At 72.1% G+C, this 24581-nt stretch carries 2 protein-coding genes; both read right to left on the reverse strand.

Annotated elements, in window-relative coordinates; translation table 11 throughout:
* Positions 1-19 precede the first annotated feature (19 nt).
* Complete coding sequence (locus ACFXK0_RS05655; RefSeq protein WP_379408624.1) at positions 20-17137, reverse strand: amino acid adenylation domain-containing protein; 17118 nt, start codon at positions 17135-17137, stop codon at positions 20-22.
* A gap of 58 nt (positions 17138-17195) precedes the next feature.
* Entirely contained in the window at positions 17196-24524 is a 7329-nt protein-coding gene (locus ACFXK0_RS05660; RefSeq protein WP_379408626.1) for an amino acid adenylation domain-containing protein, read from the reverse strand.
* Positions 24525-24581: the final 57 nt, after the last annotated feature.

Below are 24581 nucleotides of genomic sequence, written 5' to 3' on the forward strand. Positions count from 1 at the left end.
CTCACCGGCACCACCGGTGTCATCGCGACCCGGCCTCCCGGTCACCCGCGTCGAGCAGCTCGGCCAGGCGCGGGCCGATATCGGTCAGCGCCTGGGGCGAGGTCATCTGATCATGCACCACACCGACCGGCCGATCACGGATCTCGCCGTCGACATACGGTGCCCAATTGCGTGCTGCCGTCTCGTGACCGAGCGCGCTGAAGTATTCGAGCCTGCCCCGGAACACCGCGGGCCGGTGTTCGGCGATCAGCTCGGCCGAACGGACCGCGCTGCGATAGATCCGGCGCACCCGTTCGGGGGTGAGCACAGCCATATTGGCCGGGATGACCGCGTGCAGGGCAGCGAGGGCCTCCTCGCTCAGCTCCCGCACGCCCGAGGCGGGCAGGGCCGCGCTGATGTCGACGCCGAGTTCGGCGAGCGCGTCGCGGACCGCAGTGTGGAAATCGGGCACGTCGATGTCGGGGTGTGAGTCCAGCATCGCCAGCAGCGACACCCGCTCCCCCACCGCCTGCAGTTCGGTGGCGACGGCGTGTGCGAGCACACCGCCCAGCGACCAGCCCATCAGCCGGTAGGGCCCGTGCGGCTGTTGGGCGCGGATCTCGGCGACGTAGCGGCGGGCCATCTCGGCCAGCGTGCCGGGCAGGTAGCCGGCCTCGCTCAGCGCCGGTGACTGCAACCCGAAGATCGGCCGCCGGGCCGGGATGTATTGGGCGAGTCCGGCATAGCACCAGGACAGGCCGTACATCGGGTGCACGCAGAACAGCGGGCCACCGGCCTCGGTGCCGTGCGGTACCCGGTTGCGGATGGGCAGCAGCACGCCGAGCGCGTCGTCGGATTCCAGGTCGTAGTCGCCGTTGCCGGATTGGGTGGCGTCGATGCGGCCGGCCAGCGCGGCGACGGTGGCGTCGGTGAAGAACCACTGCACGCGGACTTCGGCGCCGACCCTGGTCCGCAACCGGCTGATGGCCTTGGTGGCGATCAGGGAGTTGCCGCCGAGTTCGAAGAAGTCGTCGTCGAGACCGACCTTGCCCGCGCCGAGCACCTCCGCGTAGACCTCGGCGACCGCGCGTTGCAGCGGGGTCGTCGGCGGCCGGTAGGGGCGGGTGGTGAAGGCGGGTGCGGGCAGGGCCTTGCGGTCGAGCTTGCCGCTGGCGTTGAGCGGCAGCGACTTCAGCACCATGAGGGTGGCGGGCACCATATAGGAGGGCAGCGCGGCCCTGGTGTGCGCCAGCAGCGCGGCCTCGTCGATGACGGCGCCGGGCTCGAGCGCGTAGCCGACCGGCGGGTTCGCCGCGGGCTGCCCGGTCGTGGCGGGCACGACATAGCCGACCAGCCGGTCTCCGGTCGGCCCGTGCACGAGCGCGACGGCGGCGTGGCGGACCGACGGATGATCGCGCAGCACCGCCTCGACCTCGCCGAGCTCGATCCGCTGCCCGCGCAACTTGACCTGGAAGTCACTGCGCCCCAGGTATTCCAGCTCCTGCTCGGTGTTCCAGCGGACCATGTCGCCGGTGCGGTAGAGCCGTCCGCCGCCCGGCTGGGCGACGAAGCGTTCGCCGGTGAGCGCGGGTGCGCCGAGGTAGCCGCGCGCGAGCTGCACACCTTCCAGGTACAGCTCGCCCGCGGTGCCGGGCGGGACCGGGCGCAGATGCCGGTCGAGCACGTGCACGCGGGTGTTGGCGACCGGGACGCCGATCGGAATACTCACGCCCGCACCGTCTTCGACGTCGGCGGCGGTGACAACGGTCGCCTCGGCGGGGCCGTACCAATTGATCAGGTCGACGCCGGGCAGCACGCGGGCGAACCGGCGCGCGGTCGAGGCCGAGAGCGCCTCACCGGCGGCGAACACCCGGCGCAGCGCGGGCAGTTCGGCGATACCGCGATCGGCCAGGAAGGCGTCGAGCATCGACGGCACGAAATGCACTGTGGTGACCGACCGTTCGGCCATCACCCGTGCCAGGTACGCCGGGTCACGATGCCCGTCGGGCTCGGCGATCACCACGGTCGCGCCGGTCTGCAAGGGCCACAGCAGTTCCCAGGTGGAGATGTCGAAAGTGACCGGCGTCTTGTGCAGCACCACATCGCCCGGACCGTGCGGGTAGGCGCGCTGGGCCCAGCGGAACTGGTTGACCAGCTGCCGGTGGGTCAGCATGACGCCCTTGGGCTTGCCGGTGGAACCGGAGGTGTGGATGACATAGGCCAGGGTGTCCGGCAAGGCGGCGGCGAACTCGTCCGCCGGGTTTTCCGGGGTGAGGGTGTCGACCTCGACGACGGGAACCGGTGCGCCGGTGGTGAATCCGGTCGCGGTGGTGGTGAGCACGCAGAGCGGGGCGGCCGCGGTCAGTACTCCGTCGGTGCGCTCGGCCGGATGATCCGGATCGACCGGGACGTAGGCCGCGCCGGTGCGCAGTACCGCGTAGATGGCGGTCACCAGGTCGATGCCACGGCGCATGGCGACCGCGACCAGCTGCTCCGGGGCGGCGCCGCGTGCCCGCAGGGCGGTGGCCATGGCGCGGGCCCGCTCGTCGAATTCGGCGTAGGTGCAGGTCTGTTCACCGTCGATCAGGGCGATGGCCTGCGGGGTGCGGGCGAGCTGCGCGTCGAACAGGGTCAGCAGGGTCGCCTCGTCGAGCAGTTCGGGCGCGTCGGTGGCGTTGGCCGCCGACAGGGTCGCGCGCTCCTCGGCCAGCAGGACGTCGATCTCGGCGAGCCGGGCCTGCGGTTCGGCCACGAACCGGGCCAGCAGCATCGAAAGCCGCTGGGCCAGGGCGGTGGCGGTGTCCTCGCCGAAGACATCGCGCAGGTACTTCACCGAGACGCGCAGCTGCCCGTCGGCGACGACCTGCACGGTAAGCGGGTAGTGGGTGCCGTTGGCGGCGTCCATGCCGGTGACGGCGGCCGACTCCGACGACGCCTCGGCCAGCGCCGCGCGGTCGACCGGGAACGATTCGAAGACCACCAGCGAATCGAACAGCGCTTCGATACCGGCGATCTCCTGGATTTCGCCCAGGCCGAGGTAGTGGTGGTCGAACAGGTCGGCCTGTTCGGCTTGGAGTGCGCGCAGCAGTTCGGCGACGGTGTCGCCGGGCCGCAGCCGCACCCGGACCGGGATGGCGTTGAGGAACAGCCCGACCATGCGTTCCACGCCGTCGAGCGCGGCGGGCCTGCCGGAGACGGTGGCGCCGAACACCACATCGTCGCGATCGACCAGCCGGGCGATGAGCAGACCCCAGGCCGCCTGCACGACGGTGTTCAGCGTGACGCCGAGACCGGCGGCGAGGGCACCGAGCGCGGCGGTGTCGGCGGGGGTGAGCGCGAAGCCGGTTTCGCCGCTGCCGGAGGCGATTTCGCGGCCCTGGTCGACCGGGGCCAGCGGGGTCGGTTCGGCCAGGCCGGTCAGCGCGGTGCGCCAGGCCTGGCGGGCGGCGTCGAGGTCCTGGCCGGCGAGCCAGGCCAGGTAGTCGCGGTAGGGGGCAACCTTGGTCAGGCGCCTGCTGCGGCTGCCGACCGCATAGGCGGTGAGCATCTCCTGGAGCAGCAGCGGGGTCGACCAGCCGTCGATCAGGATGTGATGGCTGGTGACCAGCAGGTGTGCGCCGGTGCCGGTGCGTACGAGGGTGAAGCGCAGCAGCGGCGCGGCGCCCATGTCGAAGTGGGTGGCCAGGTCGGCGGCCTTGATCCGCTGGTAGGCGGTCTCGTCGGCGTCGATGACCCGCCACGGCACGTCGAGGTCGTCGAGCACGATCTGCACCGGGGTGCCGGCCGCGTCGGTGGCGAAGGCGACGCGCAGGTTGTCGTGCCGGTCGAGCACGATCTGGGCGGCCTCGTGCAGCCGGTCGTCGTCCACCGCCGGGTCCAGGTCGAGCACGAACTGGGTGATGTAGGGGTCGACCGAGTTCTCCGCGAGCAGCGCGTGGAACAGCATCCCGGACTGCAACGGGGTCACCGGCCAGATGTCGCCGAGCCGCGGATAACGCCGGACCAGGCGGCCCAGTTCGGTCTGGCCCAGCCGCACCAGCGGGAAGTCCGAGGGGGTGAATCCGCCTGCGCCAGGGCGCAATCCGTGTTCGGCGAGGCCGCCGAGCGCGCGGATCCAGTGTTCGGCGAAGTTCTTGACCGCGTCACCGGTGAGCACCGTCGTGGCGTAGTCGAAGCGGGCGACAAGGCCGTCGGCGGTGGCGTCGACGGTGAGTACCAGGGCCAGGTCGTCGGCGGCGACATCGGAGTGCACGGTGGCCGGGCGCAGGTCGCGCAGGCGCACCGCGAAGCGGCCGCGGTCCAGGGCGCGCACGCTGTCGGCGGCCTCGATGTCGAGGTAGCGCAGCAGGCCGAAGCCGGCGCCGTGGCCGGGCACGGTGCGGCGCAGTTCCTTGATCTGAGCCAGGGCGGCGCCCGCGGCCGGGCCGCCGACCAGGGCGTCGGCGATATCGATGCCGTCCAGACGGAGCGGCAGCGGGTAGTCGGTGGTGAAACCGCCGACTACGTTCTCCGCGTCGGCGCGCCCGAGCAGGCGCTGGTCGGCGCGCAGCCGGACCACGGTGCCGATCGCCCGGACCGCGGGGGTGTCGGCCGCGGTGTGCAGGGCCAGCGCGGCCGCGGTGAGCAGCACCTCGTCGACGGTCGCGCGGTAGGCCTCGGCGACACCGCTGACCGCGGCGGTGCCTTCGCCGGTGATGCTCAGCGAGACCCGGTTGCGTGGGCCCAGGTCGGCGGCTTCGTCGGCCCTGGACCGGATCGCCCGATGCCAGTACTCGCGTTCGGCGCGGGCCGGGAGGGTGGACGGGTATTCGGCGAGCCGGCGGACCAGGTCGTCGAGGCCCGCGTCGGGGGCCGCGGGGGCGGCGTGGCGGCCCCGGCTCCAGGCCGAGGTGAGCTGGTCGACCACGGTGCGCCACGAATTCTCGTCCAGCACCAGCGAATTGGCGACGACGACCAGCGTGCCTGGGCCGTCGCTGTCGCCGGTGAGGATGAAGTGGATATTGCGGCCCTCGTCGGGGTCGAGGGCGGCGGCGGCCGCGGTGACGATGTCGTCGACGGGCAGCGAGGATTCGCCGTCCTCGGCGTCGAGCCGGCGGAAGGCGCCGCCGATGCGCTCCTCGTGCGGCGGGATGCGCAGCACGGGGGTGTCGGTGCTGCGATCGAGCAGCGCCCACAGCATCGGATGCTGGTTCATCACCGCGGTGGCGGCCTCGGCGACGGCGTCGTCGGGGCAGTCCGCGGGCACCGTGAGCAGCACGGCTCGTGGTTCCACGGCGCGTTCGCCCGCCTCGATCAGCTGGGCGGCGGTGGCGGTCAGCGGCAGCGCGCCGCGCAGGGCGCCGGCCGCGGTGACCTCGGCCCGGCCGGCGAGCGCGCCGACGGTGCGCGCGTCGAACAGGTCACGCGGCCGCAGCACCACACCGGCGGCGCCGGCTCGCGACACCATCTGGATGGCGGTGATGCTGTCGCCGCCGAGGGCGAAGAAGTCGTCGTCGAGGCCGACCCGCTCGTGCCCGAGCACCTCGCCGATCACCCGCGCGACAGCGCGTTCGGCGGCGGTGCGCGGGGGTCGGTACTCGCCGCGGGTGACAATCGGATCGGGCAGCGCGCGCCGGTCCAGCTTGCCGACCGGGGTCAGCGGCAGTTCGTCGAGCACGACGATCGCCGCGGGCACCATGTAGTCGGGCAGGACCTTCGCCGCCTGGCGGGTGAGTTCGGCGGTGATCTCGGCGTCGTCGGCGGGACGGTTGTCCGGGTCGAGCAGGACATAGGAGACCAGCATGGTCGAACCGCTGCCGTTGTCCCGGCCCAGCGTCGCCGCCCAGGTGACACCGGGCGCGCCGGCCAGTACCGCGTCGATCTCGCCCAGCTCGATCCGCAGACCGCGAATCTTGACCTGGAAGTCGTTGCGGCCCACGAATTCCAGCACGTCACCGCGACGGCGCACCAGGTCACCGGTGCGATAGAGCCGCGCGCCGGCGACGCCACGACCAACAGCACCAACCGAAGCCACCCCACCAGCGACAGCCCCAGCACTCGCGGAGCCCGCGGCATCGGCGCCGTCAGCCGGACGCAAGTCGACGCTGTCGGGATCGGCGACGAAGCGACTCGCCCCGGCAATTTCGGAGCCCTCGGCATCGGCGCCGACAGCCGAGCGCGAGTCAGCACTGTCGGCGTAGGGATCGGCGATGAAGCGGCTCGCTGTCAGGCCGGGGCGGTCGTGGTAGCCGCGGGCCAGCTGGATGCCGCCGAGGTAGAGCTCGCCGGTGACGCCTTCGGGGACCGGGCGCAGGCGCGCGTCCAGCACCAGGGCGCGGACGCCACGGATCGGGCCGCCCATGTGGACCGGTTCGCCGGGGCGCAGCGGGTCGCTGATGGCGGTCATGATGGTGGTCTCGGTGGGGCCGTAGCCATTGTGGAAGTGGCGCTGCGGCACGGTGTTCCAGCGTGCGGCCAGCTCGGCGGGGACGTGTTCGCCGCCGACGATCAGCGCGCGCAGGCCGGGCACGCCCTCGGGGTCGAGGGTCGCCAGCACTGTCGGGGTGAGGAAGGCGTGGGTCACCCGTTCCTCGCGGATCAGTTCGGCGAGTTCGGTGCCACCCACCGAGCCGGCGGGCGCGACCACCAGTGTGCCCGCGCCACCGAGGGCGAGCAGCAGTTCGAGCATCGAGGCGTCGAACGAGGGTGAGGCGAAAGCCAGTGCGCGCGAGGCGGTGTCGAGCTGGTAGCGAGCCTTCTGCTCGGCGCAGAAGTTGGCCAGGCCGGCATGGGTCACCACGACGCCCTTGGGCAGTCCGGTGGAGCCCGAGGTGTAGATCATGTACGCGGCATTGCCGGGATGCGGCTGTGCCCGCAGCTCGATCTCGCGCAGGCCGACACCGGGGTATCCGGCGATCTCGGCGGTGAACGTCCGGTCGTCGAGCGCGATCCAGACGCCGTCGCCCGGCAGGTCGGGCAGTTCGGCGCGTTCGGCGGCGAGGGTGACGCCGAGCACGACGCCGGAGTCGGCGATCATGTGGCTGATCCGCTCGGCCGGGTACCCGGGGTCGATCGGCACGATCACCGCGCCGGTCCGGGCGATTGCCCACACCGCGAGCACCGATTCCGCGGAGCGCCGGATGGCCACGGCGACAGCGACTTCCGGGCCTGCGCCCCGGGCGATCAGGCCGCGGGCGAGCTGATTGGCCGCGGCGTCGAGATCGGTGTAGGTGAAGCCGCGTCCGCCGTCCCGCAGGGCCTGCCCGGTGGGGTTGGCGCGGACCGCGTCGTCCATCAGCTGGGCGAGGGTGGCGGCCGGTTCGGCGGGCAGGCCGGTGAAGCTGGTCTGGGCCGCGAATTCGGCCGGGTCGAGCAGGTCGACATCGCCGATCGCGGTGGCCGGTGCGGCGACGAGCCCGGTGAGCAGCCGCTGGAAACGCACGCCGAAAGACCGCACGGTCGCGGCGTCGAAAAGATCGGTGGCATAGGTGAATTCGGCCTGGAGGCCACCGAGTTCGGGCAGTTCACGCAGGGTGAGCAGCAGGTCGAACTTCGCCTCGGCGGTGCGCGCGTCGAGGGCACCGACCGCGATACCGGGCAGTTCGACCGCGACCGGGGCGAGGTTCTCGAACGACAGCGCCACCTGGAACAGCGGATGCCTGCCCGCCGACCGCACGGGCTGGACCGCGTCGACGACCCGCTCGAACGGGATATCGGCGTGCGCGAAGGCACGCAGGTCGGTCTCGCGGGTCTGAGTGAGCAGCGCGGTGAACGGCATGGCCTCGTCGAGGTGGCTGCGCAGCACCAGCGTATTGACGAACATGCCGACCAGATCGTCGAGTTCCCTGGCTCCGCGCCCGGCGATCGGCGTACCGATGGCCACATCGTCGGTATCGCCGAGCCGGGCCAGCAGCACCGCGAGCGCGGCCTGCACGACCATGAACACGGTGACGCCCTGCGCTCGCGCGAGCCGGGAGATCTCCGCGTGCAGCTCGGCGTCGATGCTGAACTCGCTGGTCGCGCCGGCGAAGGACTGCACCGGCGGACGCGGCCGGTCGGCGGGCAGCGCGATCTCCTCGGGCAGCCCAGCCAGCTCGGTGGTCCAGTAACCCAGCTGCGCGGCCGCCGTCGACGCCGGATCGTTCTCGTCGCCGAGCGAATCCCGTTGCCACACGGCGTAATCCGCGTACTGCAACGGCAGTGGCGACCATACCGGCGCCGCACCGGCGGTACGCGCGGTGTAGGCCAGCACCAGGTCACGGGTCAGCGGACCCATCGAAAACCCGTCCGCGCTGATGTGGTGGATCACCAGCACCAGCACGTGCTCGTCCGGGCCCAGCCGCAGCAACCGCATCCGCACCGGCGGCGCGGCGGTCACATCGAACCCGACCGCGACAATGCTGCGCACCTCCGCCGCCAGCTCCTCGGCGGTCACCGGCACCGGCGTGAGATCGACCAGCACCGCACCCGGCGCGAGCACCTGCTGCACCGGCATCTCGCCCGAACCATCGGCAACGGAGCCCTGGCCTGTTATCGCGCCACGGCCGACATCACCACGCCCAGCCGAAGCGGCCCCAAGGTCACTCCGACCGGCCGACGCAGCAGCATCCCCACGACCATCAGCAACGCCACGCCCAGCGGACGCGGCACCGTGGTCACCGCGAGCAGCTGGCGCGGCGGCATCCCCGCGACCAGCGGAGATTCCCGGACCGGTCGGAGCGGACGCACCGTCGACCATCGGGTAGCGCGTGCGGAGTACCTCGTGCCGGGCGAGCAGGTCGGCGACGGCCAGCGAGAGGGCTGGGAGGTCGAGGGTGCCGGTGAGGCGGATCGCGGCGGGGATGTTGTAGACGGTGGCGTCGGGGTCGAGGCGGTTGAGCAGCCACATGCGCTGCTGGGCCAGTGACAGGGGCAGCCGGTCGGGGCGGGGGGCCGCGACCGGTGGGAGGGTCGCGAGGGCGGCGGAGCGGTGGACGCGCGACGCCAGTTCGGCGACGGTGGGTGCTTCGAAGAGCAGCCGGACGCCGACCGTGCGGTTCAGCGCGGTGCCGATCCGGGCGGCGGCGCGGGTGGCGAGCAGCGAGTTGCCGCCGAGGGCGAAGAAGTCGTCGTCGGCGCCGACCTCGGGCACGTCGAGGATCTCGCCGTACACCCCGGCGATCAGCTGCTCGGTGGGGGTGGCGGGCGCGCGGAACGCGGCTGCCTCGAAAACCGGTGCGGGCAGGGCGTTCCGGTCGAGTTTGCCGTTGACCGTGCGCGGTAGCGCGTCGAGGACGACGAACGCCTCGGGCACCAGATAGGTGGGAAGCTTCGCGCGCAATGCCGACTTCAGTTGCGCCACATCCGGTTCCGCCCCGGTCACATAGGCGACCAGCCGGTCACCGAAGTGCGCGTCGGTGCGTGCGAGCACCGCCGCCGCGTCGACGCCGGGCAGTGCCAGCAGCGCGGCCTCCACCTCGCCGGGCTCCACCCGGAATCCCCGCACCTTCACCTGGAAGTCGGTGCGGCCCAGGTAGATCAGCTCGCCGGGCCGATCCGGCGTGACGGCGGTACGGGCGACCAGGTCGCCGGTGCGGTACATCCGCGCACCGGGCTCGAACGGGTCGGCGAGGAATCGTTCGGCGGTCAGCGCGGCCTTGCGCAGGTATCCGCGGGCCAGCTGCACGCCTCCGAGATACAGCTCGCCCCGCACCCCGGGCGGCACCGGCCGCAGGCGCTCGTCGAGGACGTAGACGCGGCTGTTCCATTCGGGTGCGCCGATCGGCACGGTGAGCACGTCGGCCGGGGTCACCCGGTGATCGGTGATCGACACCGCGGCCTCGGTGGGCCCGTACAGGTTGTCGATCCTGGTGTCGGGCAGGGCGGTCAGCAGCCGCTGCGCGAGCGCGGCGGGCAGGGTCTCGCCGATGGCGAGAATCCGGGCCAGCGGCGGCGGGCTCGCCTCCCAGTATCCGGCCAGCGCATCCAGCAGCGACGGCACGGCGGTGACAGTGGTGACGCCCGCGTCGCTGATGAGCCCGTCCAGGTAGGCGGGATCACGGTGCCCGTCGGGGGCGGCGAGCACGAGCTTGCCGCCGCACACCGCCGCCGACCAGAACTCCCACACCGACAGGTCGAAGGTGGCAGGTGTCTTCAGCAGGAACACATCGGCTTCGGTGGTGCCGAATTCCCCACGCAGCCACTGCAACTGGTTGACCACCGCACCGTGCGGCACCGCGACGCCCTTGGGCCGACCGGTCGATCCGGAGGTGAAGATGACATAGGCCGTGTTCTCCGGGCGCAGCGGCGCGCGCCGGTCGGCATCGGTGATCGGCCCCGGATCCTGGGACGCGATGACCGGATGGTCCACCCGGACCACGGGTGCGGCATCGGTGCGGAAGCCGTTGGTGAGCACACAGATCGGTGCCGCGGTGCCGAGAATGTAGTCGGTCCGGTCGGCGGGCTGATCCGGGTCGATCGGCACATAGGCACCACCGGACCTGGTCACCGCGTACATGGCGACGAGCAGGTCGATCGAACGCGGCAGGGCCAGCGCGACCAGCGACTCCGGTCCGACGCCCAGCGAGATCAGGTGCCGGGCAAGCCGGTTCACGCGCGCGTCGAACTCCGCGTAGCTGAGTTCCAGCCTGCCCTCGGGCAGATCGGCGACCAGGGCGATCGCCGAGGGCCTCGCGTGCGCGGGCAGATCGGCCAGCGTGCCGCCGGGCATTGCGAGATCGGCTGCGCCGCTGACACTCTCGCCCGCCAGCTCGGCCGGTGTCCGCAACTCCACGGTGCCGACGACCACCGTGGGATCGGCCACCACGGCGGCGAGCAGCAGGCTCAGCCGCTCGGCGAAGGCCGCCACGGTGGCAGCGTCGAACAGGTCGGTGGCGTAGGTGAAGAAGCCTTCGATACCGGTCGGCGTGCCGTCGGCGGCGTAACTGTCCCCGACGATCAGGTGCAGATCGAACTGCGACACAGCCAGTTCCGCCGCGACGGGCGCGATCCGCAGCCCGGGCAGTTCCAGCGTGGCCCGGTCGACGTTCTGGAACGACAGCCCCACCTGGAACAGCGGATGCCGCGCGGTGGACCGTGGCGGATCCAGCACCTCGACCAGGCGCTCGAACGGGACGTCGGCGGCGGCGAACGCGGCCAGGTCGCCGGCGCGCTGGGCCGCGACCAGTTCGGTGAAGGCCGACCCGCCGTCGTAGCGGGAGCGCAGCACGACCGTATTGACGAACATGCCGATCAGATCATCGAGCTCGCGCTCACCACGACCGGCGACCGGCGTCCCGACGGCGACATCGGCGGTGCCGGCCAGGCGGGCCAGCAGCACGGCGAAGGCGGTGTGCAGCACCATGAACACCGTCGCGCCACTGTCCTGCGCGATGCGGGCCAGCCCGGCGTGGGTGGCGGCGTCGATGCGCACCGGCACCCGGGCACCCGCCAGCGAGGCCACCGCGGGGCGTGGCCGGTCGGCGGGCAGCTCCAGCAGGTCGGGCAGCCCGGCCAGCTCGCCACGCCAGAACGAGATCTGCTGGGCGGCAACCGAATCGGCGTCGTCTTCGGCGCCGAGGTGATCGAGCTGCCACAGCGCGTAGTCGGCGTATTGCACCGGCAGTGCGGCCCAGCCGGGCGCCCGGCCCGCGGCCCGGGCCAGGTAGGCGGTGGTCAGGTCGCGCACCAGCGGCGGCATGGAGGACGCGTCGGCGGCGATGTGGTGCACGACCACGGCGAGCACGTACTCGGTGGGCGCGTCGGGGCCCGGCTCGGTGAGGTCGAGCAGCCGCACCCGCAGCGGGACCTCGGTGGTCACGTCGAAGGCGGTGGCCGCCAGCGCGCCGACCTGCTCGGCCGGCTCGCCTCGGTGCGGTGTCACATCGAGGTCGACCTCGTCGGCGGGCAGTACCCGCTGGATCGGGCCGTCGTCGGTCTCGGGGTAGATCGTGCGCAGCACCTCGTGGCGGGCCAGCACATCGCGCAGGGCCGCGCCGAGGGCGGCCACGTCGAGACCGCCGGTCAGGCGCAGCGCGAACGGCAGGTTGTAGGCCGCGGCGCCGTCACCGCCCATGCCCTGGTCGAAGCGGTTGAGGAACCACATGCGCCGCTGCGCGGGCGAGAGTGGCAGCCGCTCGGGACGCGCGATGGCGCCGAGGCCACTGGGGGCGACCGTCTCGGCGGTGGGGTCGAGGACGGCGGCCAGTCCGGCGACCGTCGGGTGCTCGAACAGGGTGCGCACGGGGACGCGCTCGCCGGTGGCCGCGCCGAGGCGCGCGACGAGCCGGGTGGCGATCAGCGAGTTGCCGCCGAGGGCGAAGAAGTCGTCGTCAGCGCCGATCCCGGTGCGGCCCAGCACTTCCCCGAACAGTTCGGCGACCAGGTGTTCCGGCGTGGTGGCGGGCGCGCGGAAGGCGCGGGCGTGGAAGTGCGGCGCGGGCAGCGCTTTCCGGTCGAGTTTGCCGCTGGCATTGAGCGGCAGCGCGTCGAGCACCGTGATCGAGGCCGGAATCATATAGGCGGGCAGGGTTTTCGACACCACGGACTGCAACCGGTCGGGGTCGGCGGCCTGATCGGGCGCAGGCACGACATAGGCGACGAGTTGATCGCCCAGCTCCGTCGGCGCGACCAGCGCGACCGCCTGGCTGACGGATTCGTGTGTCAGCAGCGCGGTCTCGATCTCGCCGAGCTCGATGCGCTGGCCACGGAACTTCACCTGGAAGTCGATGCGGCCCAGGTAGTCCAGCCGATGCGGCGCAGTCGCGGTGGGCTTGCGCCACACCACCAGATCGCCCGTGCGGTACATGCGTTCGCCGCTGTCGAAGGGGTCGGCCACGAACCGGTCCGCGGTCAGCCCCGGCCGCGCGACATAGCCGCGCGCGAGCTGGTCACCCGCGAGATAGAGCTCACCGGCGACCCCGGGCGGCACCGGCCGCAGGCGCGAATCCAGCACGTAGACACGGGTATTCCACTGCGGCAGGCCGATCGGCACCGACCGCTGCCCCGCGCGGGCGGGCCAGTAGGTCACCGAGACCGCGGCCTCGGTGGGGCCGTAGAGATTGTGCAGCCGCGCCGAGCCGACCTCGGCCATGGCGTCGACGGTCTCCGGCGGCAGCGCCTCACCGATGACGAACACCTCGCGCAGCGAAGCGAGACCGCCCGCGCCGAGCGAGCTGGCCTGCGCCGCGAACACGGTCAGCATGGAGGGCACGAAATCGGTGACGGTGACCTTGTGCCGCTCGATCAGCTCGATCAGGTATGCCGGGTCGCGGTGCCCGTCGGGGGTGGCCAGCAGCAGCGTCGCGCCGACGCGCAGCGGCAGGAAGTACCCCCACAGCGACACATCGAAGGTGGTCGCGGTCTTCTGCAGGTACACATCACCCAGAACAAGGGGGTACTTGGCCAGCATCCACACCATCTGGTTGTGGATGGCGGCGTGCGAGATCACCACGCCCTTGGGCTTTCCGGTGGAACCGGAGGTGAAGATGACGTAGGCCGGGTGTTCCGGGCGCAGCGGGGCGCGCAGTTCCTCGGGGCGCACCGCGTCGGCGGGCACCGCCGTGGTGTCGAGTTCGTCGAGCAGCAGCAGTTCGGTGCCTGCCGGCACGGCCACCGCGTCGGCCCGCATGCTCAATACCGCTGCGGGACGGGCGGTGTCGAGAATGTAGGCGATGCGCTCGGCCGGATGGTCGGGGTCGAGCGGCACGTAGGCGCCACCGGCGGCCAGGACCGCGTACATGCCGATCACCAGGTCCGGCGAGCGCCGGATGGCAAGCCCGACAAGCGATTCCGGTCCGACACCGGCATCGATCAGCAGCCGGGCGAGCGCGTTGACCCGCGCGTCGAACTGCCGGTAGGACAGCTGGGTGCCTTCGTAGACGAGCGCGACGGCGTCCGGATGTGCCTTCACCGCACGGCGATACGCGTCGAGCAGCGGTTCCGGTGTCACCGGATGACCGGTGCCGTTCCAGGCCACCAGCGTCAGTTCGCGCTCGCTCGCGGTGGTCAGGCCGATGTCGGCGATCGCGGTGTCCGGCGCCGCGGTGACCGCGCCGAGCAGGTGGGTGAAGCGCGCCGCCATCGTCGCGATGGTCTCGGCGTCGAACAGGTCGGTGGCGTAGGTGAACGAGGCGGCCATCGGCGCGGTCGCCTCGGCACCGGGCACGATGGTCAGTTGCAGGTCGAAACGTGCCACGGTGCCGCTGAATTCGACCGGCGTCGCGTCCAGGCCGGGCAGGCGCAGGTTGGGCAGGTCCAGGTTCTGGAAGAACAACGCCACCTGGAACAGCGGGTGGTGCGCCTGGGAGCGGACCGGGTCGAGCAGTTCGACGAGCCGCTCGAAGGGCAGGTCGGCATTGGCGAAGGCGGCGAGGTCGGCGCGTTTGGTCGCGCGCAGCAGCTCGGTGAAACTGCCCCGCTGGTCGAGCTGGGACCGCAGCACCAGCGTGTTGACGAACATGCCGATCAGGTCGTCGAGTTCGCGGGCGCCGCGACCGGCGACCGGGGTGCCGATGGCGATGTCGTCGGTGTGCGCGAGCCTGCTCAGCAGCACCGCGAAGGCCGCGTGCACGACCATGAACTCCGACGTGCCACTGCGCTGGGCCGATCCGGCCAGCGCGGCGTGGACTTCGGCGGGGATCGAGAACCCGTATTCGGCGCCACGCCCGGAGAACACCGGCGGGCGCGGGCGGTCGGTGGGCAGGTCGATGCGGTCCGGCAGCCCGGCCAGCGCCGTACGCCAGTGCGCGATCTGCGTGGCGGCCAGCGAATCGGGGTCGTCCTCGGCGCCGAGCAGTTCCCGGTGCCAGAGCGTGTAGTCGGCGTACTGCACCGGCAGCGGCTGCCAGCTGGGCCGCGAGCGGTTGCGGCGGGCGAGGTAGGCGCCGAGCAGGTCGCGCAGCAGCGGGGCGACCGAGGCGCCGTCGGCGGTGATGTGGTGCAGCGCGATGGCGAGCACGTGATCGCGGTCGCCGAGTTCGGCCAGCGCCACCCGCAGCGGCACCCCGGCGGCGACATCGAACCCGGTGGCCGCGAATTCGCCCAGCCAGAGCGGCAATTCGTCTTCGGTGAGCGTGTCGACGAGCACATCGGGCACGGCCTCGGCCGGAGGCAGCACCACTTGGTGGCCGACGCCGTCGACGACCGCGCCCTCGGTCACGCCGCCGTCGAACACCGGATACCAGGTGCGCAGCGATTCGTGGCGCTGCACCAGATCCGACAGGGCGGCGTGCAGTGCCCGCGCGTCGAACGGTCCGGCCAGGCGCAGCGCGAACGGGATGGTCTCGGCGGTGGATTCCGGGTCGAACTGGTTGAGGAACCACATCCGCTGCTGGGCGGGCGAGAGCGGGATCAGTTCGGGGCGTTCGCGGCGGGTCGGCGGGGTGTGCCCGCCCGCGCCCTTCATCGGCTCCAGCAGCGCGGCCAGCCCGGCGACGGTGGGGCTTTCGAAGACATGGCCGGCGGGCACCCGGGCGGCGACTTCCGCGCCGAGGCGCGCCGCCGCCTGGGTGGCCAGCAGCGAATTGCCGCCGAGGGCGAAGAAGTCGTCGTCGGCGCCGATGCGGTCCGCGGGCGCGAGCAGCTCGGTGAACACGCGCGCGACCAGCTCCTCCATCGCACCCGACGGCGCGCGGAATTCGTTGGCGCGCAAGGTCGGTGCGGGCAGGGCGGCGCGGTCGAGTTTGCCGACCGGGGTCAGCGGGATGGTGTCGAGCACGGTCAGCGCGGTCGGCACCATGTGCGCGGGCAGCCCGGTCCTGGCGTGCGCGAGCAGCTGCTCGGTGTCGATCCGCGCGCCGGTGGCGGCGTGCACGTAGGCGGCGAGAATGGTGGTGCCGTTGTCGAGTTCGTGGCCGACGGTGACGGCGAAGTCGACGCTCTCGTGCGCGGTGAGCACGGTGTCGATCTCGCCGAGCTCGATCCGGAAACCCCGGACCTTCACCTGGAAGTCGTTGCGGCCCACGAACTCCACCGCACCGTCGGGGCGACGGCGCACCAGGTCGCCGGTGCGATACATCCGCCCGCCGGCCGGGTCGAAGGGGTCGGTGACGAAGCGGGCGGCGGTCAGCGCGGGCTGGTGGTAGTAGCCGCGGGCCAGGCCGTTGCCCGCGATGTAGAGCTCGCCGATCATGCCGTCGGGCACCGGAACCAGGCGCTCGTCGAGTACGTACTCGGTGACCCCGCGCAGCGGCGCGCCGAAGTTCATGGTGTCGCCGACGGTCAGCGGGGCGCTGATATTGGTGACGATGGTGGTCTCGGTCGGGCCGTAACAGTCGTGGAAGCGCCGGGTGCCGGTGGCCCAGCGCCGGATCAGGTCCGGCGGGCAGGCCTCGCCGCCGGTGGTGACCACGGCGAGTTCGTCCAGTCCGGCCGGGTCCAGCGAGGCGAGCGCGGCGGTGGTGATGAACATGTGGGTCACCGCGTCACGGCGCAGCACCTCGGCCAGTTCCGCGCCGCCGAGGATGCCCGCGGGCACGATCACCATGGTGGCGGCGGCGCCGACGGCCATCAGCAGTTCCAGGACGGCGCCGTCGAAGGACGGTGAGGCGAAGTGCAGGGTGCGCGAGGCCGGCTCGATGCCGTAGTGGGCGCGCTGCTCGGCGCAGTAGCCGGCCAGCCCGGCATGGGTCACCGCGACGCCCTTGGGCAGGCCGGTGGACCCGGAGGTGTAGACGACGTAGGCGGGATGGGTCAGGCGCAGCGGGCGCACCCGGTCGGCGAAGGTCACCGGGTCGCCGGACTGTTCCTCGGTGGCGCGGCGCACGGCCGGGTCGTCCAGGCACAGCCAGTCCAGGCCGGTGGGCAGCCGGTCGACGTCACCGATCAGCGACAGGCCGGCGACCGCGCCGGAATCGGCGAGCATGTGGCTCACCCGGGCGGGCGGATAGTTCGGGTCGACGGGCAGGAAGGCGGCGCCCGCCTTGGTGACCGCCCACATGGCCAGCACCGAGACCGGGGAGCGGCCCAGCCCGATGGCGACCACGTCCTCGGGGCCGATCCCGCGCGCGATCAGCACCCTGGCCAGCCGGTTGGCGCGCTCGTCGAGTTCGGCGTAGGTCCAGCGCACCGGCGCGGACATCCCGTCGTCCCAGGTCAGGGCGAGACCGCCCGGGTTGGACTCCACCGCGACGGACAGCAGTTGCGGCAGCGACTTTCCGCGCTGCCGGGCACGGGCGCCGGAGGCCCGAGACGCCCGGGTCACGCCAGTTCCCTCCGATCGACGCTGAGGTCAAGTCGCTGCCCGGTCATGCGCGTTCCACCTATCCATCCATCCCGATCACCGCGCGCCGCTGCTGCGGCACCCCGGCGCTGCCGATCATCTCACTCATCGCCACGATCGTCGCGCCGGCTCCGTCGCCCGGTGCCGCCACCGCGACCGCCGACTCGGTGAACACGTGGCTGACCTCGTCCGAGCCGTCCTCGGGTGCCAGCACCAGGGTCGCCCCCGCGATCCCGGCCGCGACGATCTCGAGCACCGCGGCCACCGAATCGGGTCGGCCCGCGGCGCGGGTGCGCGATTCGAAGGTCAGCCCGGTCCGTTCGGCCACCCGCTGGCCCGCGCCGGCCAGCTCGTCGTAGCTGAGCGCGCGGCCCGCGCCGACGAAGGCCACATCGTCGCCGCGCAGGGCCCTGGTGCGGTGCGCGTAGCCGATCGGGCGCGGCGATTCGGCGGCCAGCTCGGCCTCGAGCGCCGGGTCGGCCAGGTCGTACCAGTCCAGACCGTCGGGCACGTCGAAGATGTCCAGGGTCAGTCCGAGTTTCACCTCGAGCCCGTCGGGCAGTTCGGCGTCGAGCTGGGCCAGCGGCACCACCGCGGCGCCTGCCTTGAGCACCGCCCAGGTCGCGATCGCCGCCTGCACGCCACGGTCGAGCCGCACCGCGACACCGTTGCCGGGGCCGGCGCCGCGCGCGATCAGCGAGCGCGCCAATTGCGAGGAGCGGGCGTCGAATTCGTGATAGGTCAGCTCCGTGTCACCCAGCTCGATGGCGGGCGCCTCGGGGTCTTCCTCGACCGCCGAGGCCAGTTCCTGGGCCAGGGCGGCGCCGTTGGCCGAGGGCGCGGGCGCGTAGGCCGCGGCGGTGAGCTCGCGTTCGCGTTCCCTGGCATCGCGCAGGTCGATGTCGCCGATGCGCACGGCCGGGTCGGCGGCCACAGCGGTGATGATCTCGGTGAGCCCGCGGACGAACATCGCGACGGTGTGCTCGTCGAAAAGGTCGGTGGCGTAGGTGAAGACGATGCCCACCTCGTCGGGCTCACCGGCGGCGGTGAGCCGTGGTTCGACATTGACCTGCAGGTCGAACTTGGCGGGCCGGGCGGCCAGGTCCATCGCCTCGATGGTCAGCCCGGGCAGCCGCAGCACCGGCGCCTCGTTGTTGTGGAAGGAGAGCACCACCTGGAACAGCGGGTTGTGCGAGACGGTGCCGGTGGGGGCCACCTCCTCGACGATCCGCTCGAACGGCAGGTCGGCGTGGGCGAACGCGGACAGGTCGACTTCGCGTGCAGCCGCGACCAATTCGTCGAAGCCGCGCTGCGGCGCCACCTCGGTGCGCAGCGGCAGCGTGTTGACGAACATGCCGACCAGGTCGTCGAGTTCGGGCTCACCGCGCCCCGCGATCGGGGTGCCGATGGTGACGTCGTCGCTGCCGCAGACGCGCGCCAGCAGCACCGCCAGCGCCGCGTGCACCACCATGAACAGCGAGGCATTGTGCGCGCGGGCGATCTCGGTGAGCCGCACGTGCACGTCGGCGGGTAGCGAGGTGGTGACATCGGCGCCGCGCAGCGAGGCGTGCGGCGGGCGCGGGTGATCGTGCGGCAGGTCGACGGTGCCCGCGTGCCCGGCCAGCGTGTGCCGCCAGAAGTCCAGTTGCCTTGCGGCGGTGGAGTTCTCGTCGGTCTCCTCGCCGAGGACCGCGCGCTGCCAGAGCGCGTAGTCGGCGTACTGCACCGGCAGCGGCGCCCAGCTGGGTGAGCGGCCTTCCACCCTGGCCCGGTAGGCGATCACCAGGTCGCGGGCCAGCGGCGCGAGCGAGCCGCCGTCGGCGATGATGTGCTGCACCACCACCGCGAGCACGTGCTCTTCCTCGGCCAGCGGATCGTCGTCGGGGACGGTGAACAGCCCCGCGCGCAACGGAACCCGTTCGGCGACATCGAAACCGCCTGCCAGCAGCCGCATCACGCGTTCGCGCGGATCGTCGCACTCCTCGACCACCAGCCCGGTCGGCAGCACCGCGCTGACCGGCAGGATGTCCTGGTACGGCACGGCGCCGGGACCGTCGGCGGGGAACCTGGTGCGCAGCGCCTCGTGCCGCTCGAGCACATCGGCGACCGCGTAGCGCAGCGCCGAGGTGTCCAGCGCGCCGCGCAGGCGCAGTACCAGGGGGATGTTGTAGGCCGGGGAATCGGGGTCGATCCGGTTGAGCAGCCACATCCGCTGCTGGGCGGGCGAGAGCGGGATGATGCCGCGCTCCTGCGCCGGGATCAGCGGCGGGCGCGGTGCGGCCAGCGCGCCGGGACGCACCCGGCTCGCCAGCGTGGCCACCGTCGGTGATTCGAACAGGTCGCGCACCACCAGGTCGGCGCCGAGCGCCTGGTCGATGCGGGCGATGGCCCTGGTGGCCAGCAGCGAGTTGCCGCCGCGGTCGAAGAAGTTGTCGTCCAGGCCGATCTCGGGGATACCGAGCAGGGTCGCGAACACCTCGGCGATGCTCAGCTGGATCGGCGTGGACGGCGCGCGGAACACCGCGGCGGCGGTGAACTCGGGTGCGGGCAGGGCGGCCCGGTCGAGCTTGCCGTTGGCGGTGAGCGGGAGGTCGTCGATCAGTACGACGGCATCGGGAACCATGTAGCCGGTGAGGAATTCGGCGACGGCAGAGCGCACCGCGACGGGGTCGAGGGCGGCGCCCGCGGCCGGGACGACATAGCCGATCAGCCGGTCGCCGGCGTGCTCGTCGGCCCGCACCACGACCGCGGCCTGCCCCACTCCCGGCACGCCGAGCAGCGCGGCCTCGATCTCGCCGGGCTCGATCCGGAAACCGCGCAGCTGCACCTGCTGGTCGCCGCGCCCGCCGTATTCCAGTGTCGGGGTGCCGCGGAAACCGATCCAGCGGCCGAGGTCACCGGAGCGGTAGCGGCGGGCACCGGGCGGACCGAACGGGTCGGCGACGAAGCGGGTGGCGGTCAGCCCCGGCTTGCCGAGGTAGCCGCGCGAGACCTGGTTGCCCGCGATGTAGAGCTCACCGGCGACGCCGAACGGCACCGGCCGCAGCCGGTCGTCGAGCACGGCCACCGACAGACCCGGCAGCGCTCGGCCGATCAGGCTGCCGGGCAGCTCGGCGGCGGCGATGTCGAGACCGAGGTGCGAGACGTGCACCGTGGTCTCGGTGATGCCGTACATGTTCACCAATTGCGGTGCGTCCGGGCCGGTTCCGTACCGGTCGTACCAGCGGTGCAGCTTGCGCGGGTCGAGTGCCTCGCCACCGAAGACCACATAGCGCAGCGACAGCGGCGCGGCACCCGCGGCTTGGGCGGCCCGGTCGGCCTCGTCGAGCTGGGCGAAGGCGGTGGGGGTCTGGCTCAGCACCGTCACCTGTTCGCGGTCCAGGAGTTCGCGGAATTCGATCGGCGAGCGCGAGGTGAGATGGTCGACGACCACCACCGCGGAGCCGCCCGCCAGCGCGCACCACAGTTCCCAGATCGAGAAGTCGAAGGCGAAGGAGTGGAACACCGTCCACACGTCGGTTTCGTCGAAGGCGAACAGCAGCTGGGTATTGGCGAACAGTTCCAGCACATTGCGATGGCTGACGCCGACGCCCTTGGGCAGCCCGGTGGAGCCCGAGGTGTAGATGACGTAGGCGAGGTGATCGGGCCGCAGCGGCGTGCGCCGTTCGGCCGGGCTTAGCGGCGCGGTGGCGTACGCGGACTGCTCGTCGGCCAGCACCACCGGCAGGCCCGGCGCGGGCACCAGTCCGCGTTCGGCCGAAGTCGTCAGCAGCACAGCCGGTTTCGCGTCGGCGAGAATGTAGTCCAGGCGCTGGGCCGGGTAGCCGGAGTCGATCGGCAGGTATCCCGCCCCCGACAGCAGCACGGCCAGCAGGGCGACCGGCAGCTCCTCGGTACGCGGAACCGCTACGGCCACCAGTGTTTCCGGGCCGGCCCCGTGCGCGATCAACGCCCTGGCCAGCGCCGAGGCACGGCCGAGCAGCTCGGCGAAGGTCAGCGACCGCTCCCCCGCGCGTACCGCGATCGCCTCGGGCCGCTGCTGCGCCTGCGCGGTGATCAGGTCGGCCAGCGTCACCTCGGGCACGGCGAAACCGGCCGAATTCCCTTCGCGCAGCACGAGTTCACGCTCACCGGGAGCGAGCACGTCGATGTCGCCGACCGGGACGGCCGGATCGGCGACCACCGCGGCGAGCACCCGCGACCAGCGATCGGCGAAGTCGACGACGGTGGCCCGGTCGAACAGATCGGTCGCGTAGACGAACGAGACCGCCAGCCCCTGCGGCGCGCCGTCGGCGCCGACGTGCTCGGCCAGCTCCACCTGTAGATCGAATTTGGCCAGCGGCACGGTGAAGTCGGCACCGGACACGGCCAGGCCGGGCAGCGCCAGATCGGCGCGGGCCAGGTTCTGGAAGGTCAGCATCACCTGGAACAGCGGATGCCGGGAGGTCGAACGCACCGGCTCGAGCAGTTCGACCAGCCGCTCGAAGGGCACGTCGGCGTGCCCGAAGGCAGCCAGGTCACCCGCCCTGACCTCGGTGAGCAGGTCGGTGAAGCGGGTACCGGGGTGCACCTCGGTCCGCAGGACCAGGGTGTTGACGAACATGCCGATCAGCTCGTCGAGCGCCTGCTCGCCACGACCGGCCACCGGGGTACCGATGGCGATGTCGCGGGTGCCGGAGAGCCGGGCCAGCAGCAGCGCCAGCGCGGTGTGCACCACCATGAACAGCGTCGCGTTGTGCTCCCGCGCCAGCGCGGCCAGACCGGCGTGCACCGAGGCGGGGATCTGGATGCTCATGCTGGCGCCGCGCCTGCTGGCCACGGCGGGACGCGGCCGGTCGGCGGGCAGCTCGAGTTGTTCGGGCAGGCCGGACAGGGTCGACCGCCAGAACGCGACCTGGGCGGCCAGCAGCGAGTGCGGGTCGTCCTCGGTGCCGAGCAGTTCGCGCTGCCACAGCGTGTAGTCGGCGTACTGCACCGGCAGCGGCGTCCACTGCGGTGCGCCACCGCCCCGGCGCTCGGCGTAGGCCGTGAGCAGATCCCGGGTGAGCGGGGCGAAGGAGAAGCCGTCGGCCGCGATGTGGTGCACCACGCAGACGACGACATGTTCGTTCTCCGACAAGACCAGCACCCGCACCCGCACCGGTGGCGTCACAGTGACGTCGAAACCGGTCAGCGCGGCCGCCGCGATCGCCTCGGTGAGCTCGCTCTCGGCGACCTCGACGACCTCGAATTCCGGTGCGGCGGAAGGATCTCCGGCCGCGAGCACCACCTGGTGGCCTTCGCCGTCGAGCACCGCGTCACGTCCGGTGGTCGCCGGCCCACCGAATACCGGGTACACCGTGCGCAGCACTTCGTGCCGGGTCACCAGGTCGGCGACGGCGGCCCGCAGAGCGGGCAGGTCGATGCGGCCGGACAGGCGAACGGCGACGGGGATGTTGTCCACGGCCGAGTCCGGGTCGAAGCGGTTGAGGAACCACATCCGCTGCTGGGCGTAGGACAGCGGGACCACCTCGGGGCGCGGCCGCGCTGTCAACGCCAGCGCGCGGGCCGAAACCCGGTGCTGCTCAGCCTTGTTCGCCAGGCCGGCGACCGTCGGTGCCTCGAATACCGCCTGCACCGGCACCCGCACGTCCAGCGCGGCGCCGATCCGGGCGACCGCCTGGGCCGCCAGCAGCGAGTCGCCACCCAGATCGAAGAAGTCGTCGTCCGCGCCGACCCGGCCCGCGCCGTCGCGCAGCAACAGTGCGGCGAACACATCGGCGACCACCTGTTCGGCAGGTGTCGCGGGCGCGCGGAAACCGCGCACAGTGAAAACCGGCGTCGGCAGCGCCGCCCGGTCGAGCTTGCCCACCGGGGTCAGCGGCAGCGCGTCGAGCACCATGATGACGGCCGGAACCATGTACGCGGGCAGCGATTCGGCGAGGAACTCCGCGAGCGCGCCGGTGTCGACCGTGCGACCCACCCGCGGCAGCACATAGGACACCAGCCCGGTCGCGCCCGACGGCATGGCCTTGCCGAGTGTCACCGCGTAGTCGAGGTCGGGATGCGCGGTGAGCGCGTTGTCGATCTCGCCCAGTTCGATCCGGAAGCCGCGCACCTTCACCTGGAAGTCGGTGCGGCCCAGGTATTCCAGGGTGCCGTCGTGGTCGAGCCTGCGCACCAGATCGCCGGTGCGGTAGAGCCTGCCCGCACCGAACGGCGAGGCCACGAAGCGTTCCGCGGTGAGTCCCGGCTTGCCCAGATAGCCCTGCGCCAGCGCCGGACCCGACAGATACAGTTCGCCGACGACGCCCGCCGGCACCGGCCGCAACCGCGCGTCGAGCACGTACAGGCCCATGCCGGGCACCGCGGCGCCGATGGTGATCGGGTCGCCGGCCCGCAGCGCGCCGGTGCTGGTGGCCAGGATGGTGGCCTCGGTCGGTCCGTAGCCGTTGTAGAAGCGCCGCTCGCCGGTGGCCCAGCGACCCATCAACTCCGGCCCGAACCGGTCACCGGCCACCACGACCGTGCGCAGCTCGGGCAGCCCGCCCGGGTCGACCGATTCCAGCGCGCCCGGCGTGATCAGCAGGTGCGTGATGCGTTCGCGGCGCAGCAGATCCGAGAGCTCGAAGCCGCCGAAGACCCGCGGCGGCGAGACGACCAGGGTGGCGCCGCTGGTGAAGGCCAGCAGCAGCTCCAGTACCGAGACGTCGAAGTTCGGCGAGCACACATGCAGCACACGCGAATCCGGCTCGACACCGTAGTGCTCCCGCTCGGCCGCGGCCAGCGCGGCGAGACCGGCATGGGTCACCACCACGCCCTTGGGCTTGCCGGTGGATCCCGAGGTGTAGATGACATAGGCCGGGTGCCGCTCGTCGATCGGGCGGACCCGGTCGGCGTAGCTCACCGAGTGCGACGGCCGGGCCGCGATGCGTTCGGCGACCACCGGGTCGTCGAGTTCGATCCAGTACGTGCCGGTGCCGAGCAGTGACCGGTGCACGGCCGCGGTCAGGCCGACGATCGCGCCGGAATCGGCGACGATGTGGTCGATCCGCTCGCTCGGATAGCTGGGATCGACCGGCACGTAGGCCGCGCCCGCCTTGGCGACGGCCCAGATCGCGAGCACCGATTCGACCGAGCGGGCGATCGCGACGGCGACCACGTCGCCCGCGCCGACCCCGCGGTCGATGAGCTCGCGCGCCAGCCGGGAAGACTCCTCGTCGAGCTCGCGATAGGTCAGGTCACACTCGCCGCCCGGGGTCCCAGTCGGGTTGTAGCGGACAGCTATCGACTCGGCCGCGGATTCGACGGCGGCCGTGAGCAACTGGCCGAACAATGTGCCGGTTGGCCTTCGCCTGCCGGCACGGCCAGAGCGGCGGGAGTTTTCCACAGACCAATACACCTCTCGCGTCCGGCGGACCGATTCGGACACAGCATAGCCACACCT

The organism is Nocardia sp. NPDC059177 (assembly GCF_042755165.1).
GTDB lineage: Bacteria > Actinomycetota > Actinomycetes > Mycobacteriales > Mycobacteriaceae > Nocardia.